The sequence below is a fragment of the Microcella sp. genome (genome assembly GCF_033763155.1).
Lineage (GTDB): Bacteria > Actinomycetota > Actinomycetes > Actinomycetales > Microbacteriaceae > Microcella.
Genome location: NZ_JANRKZ010000214.1, coordinates 1 through 2,262 on the forward strand (window position 1 = coordinate 1; position 2,262 = coordinate 2,262).

A 2,262-nucleotide genomic window follows, 5' to 3' on the forward strand; every position below is an offset into this window, starting at 1 on the left:
CGCCGACCAGAACGGCAGCACGCCCACGATGAGCAGCAGCCCGGGCACGAAGATCGCCACGAGCGCTACGCCCGCGAGCAGCAGGCCCTCGACGCCGGGCGCCATCGCCGCTCCCAGGTAGGCGGCGAACGTGAAGAGCGGCCCCGGCACTGCCTGCGCAGCGCCGTAGCCGGCGAGAAACTGCGACTCGGTCACCCACCCCGGCGTCACCACGGCGGTCTCAAGTAGCGGCAGCACGACGTGCCCGCCGCCGAACACAAGGGATCCCGCGCGCGCGAACGCGTCGGCAACTGCGAGCGTCTGACTCGGAACGATTGCCGCCAATACGGGCAGCGCCACGAGCAGGGTCGCGAGCACCGCGAGGCACGCGGCCCCCGCGCGACGCGAGATCGGGATGCTCAGCGCCCGCACCTCGCCCGCCCCACCCTCGCGGCACAGCACGAGACCCGCGGCGGCGCCGAGCGCGATCGCCGCGAGTGTTGCCCAGCCCGCGCCGACGAGCAGCACGACCAACGCCGCGGCCACGGCAATTGCCGCGCGGCGCAGGTCAGGAGTGAGCGTGCGCGCCATGCCCCACACCGCGTGTGCCACGACCGCCACGGCGACGACCTTGAGGCCCGCGATGAGCCCCTCGGCGAGCGGGCCCTCGAGCAGGGGTGCCCCGAGAGCAACGAGCACGAGCAGCACCGCGCTCGGCAGCGTGAACGCGACGAACGCGGCAAGGCCGCCGAGCAGCCCCGCCCGTTGCAGCCCCAGCACGAACCCCACTTGGCTCGACGCGGGGCCCGGCACGAACTGCGCCAGAGCGACGAGCTCGCCGTACGCCTGCTCGGTCATCCAGCGACGGCGCACCACGAGCTGCTCGCGAAAGTAGCCGAGGTGCGCCACGGGTCCACCGAACGACGTGAGGCCGAGCGCCGTGAACGCGCGCAGCACTTCGAGCGGGGTGCCCTTCGGCCGCGCGGGCTCGACGGCGTCGTCGGGCTCGGGCGCAGCATCCGTCGGCTGATCGCTCACACCGCGAACCCTACCGAGCCGTCGTGAACGCACCTACACGAGCGACTCGCGCCAGGCCGCGTGCAACTGCGCGAACTTGCCCGTGCCCGCGATGAGCTCGGCGGGCGTGCCGTCTTCGATGATGCGGCCGTGCTCCATGACGAGCACGCGGTCGGCGATCGCGACCGTCGAGAGCCGGTGCGCGATGATCACCGCCGTGCGGTCGGCCAGCAGGGTCTGCAGGCCGCGCTGCACGAGCCGCTCGCTCGGGATGTCGAGCGAGGCCGTCGCCTCGTCGAGGATCAGCACGGTCGGGTCGGCGAGGAAGGCGCGCGCGAACGAGATCAGCTGCCGCTGCCCCGCCGAGACGCGACCGCCGCGCTTGTTCACGTCAGTCTCATAGCCCTGAGGCAGTGACTCGATGAAGTCGTGCGCGCCAACGGCTTTCGCCGCCGCGACGATCTGCTCGCGGCTTGCCTCGGGGTTGCCGAAGGCGATGTTGTCGGCCACGGTGCCCGAGAACAAGTAGGCCTCTTGCGTCACCATGACGATCGCGCGCCGCAGGTCTTTCGGGTGCAGCTTGCGCAAGTCGACGTCGTCGAGCGTCACGGCGCCCTCGGTGGGGTCGTAGAAGCGTGCGATGAGCTTGGCGAGCGTCGACTTGCCCGCACCCGTCGTGCCGACGAGGGCGATCGTCTGACCCGCCGGAATCGTCAACTCAAGGTCGGGCAGCACCACGGCGTCGTCGTTGTACGAGAAGCGCACCTTGTCGAAGTGCACGGTGCCGCGCGCCTTCCACAGGTCGATGGGCGTCGTGGGGTCGGGCACGCTCGGCTTCTCTTCGAGCACGCCCGAGATTTTCTCGAGCGCGGCCGCGGCCGACTGGTACGAGTTGTAGAACATCGCCATCTCTTCGGCGGGGTCGAAGAACCGCCGCGTGAAGAGAAGGATGGCGAGCAAGGATCCGATGGGCAGTGCGCCATCGATGACGCGGAACGCCCCCACCACGAGCACGGCCGCCACGGTCACGTTACCGATAAGCACGAGCCCCGGGTCGAAGATGCCGAACAGTCGAATGACGCGCGCGTTCGCGTCACGGTACTCCTCGACGTGGCCGGCGAACTGCCGCTCGTTGCGCGGCTCTTTTCTGAAGGCCTTGACGGCACGGATGCCCGTCATGGTCTCGACAAAGTGCACGATCAGGCGGGCCGACGCCACGCGGGTCTGGCGAAACAGGGTTTGCGAGCGCACTTGAAACCACCGCGT

The 2,262-nt window shown here is 70.1% G+C and carries 2 protein-coding genes; both read right to left on the reverse strand.

What is annotated here, in order from left to right:
* The coding region (gene chrA, locus SFU54_RS09255) for a chromate efflux transporter (RefSeq protein WP_319015991.1) at positions 1-1,017 on the reverse strand (1,017 nt) is incomplete at its 3' end.
* 33 nt (positions 1,018-1,050) lie between these two features.
* Positions 1,051-2,262 (reverse strand): ABC transporter ATP-binding protein (locus SFU54_RS09260; protein ID WP_319015992.1); only part of this gene is annotated, 1,212 nt, incomplete at its 5' end.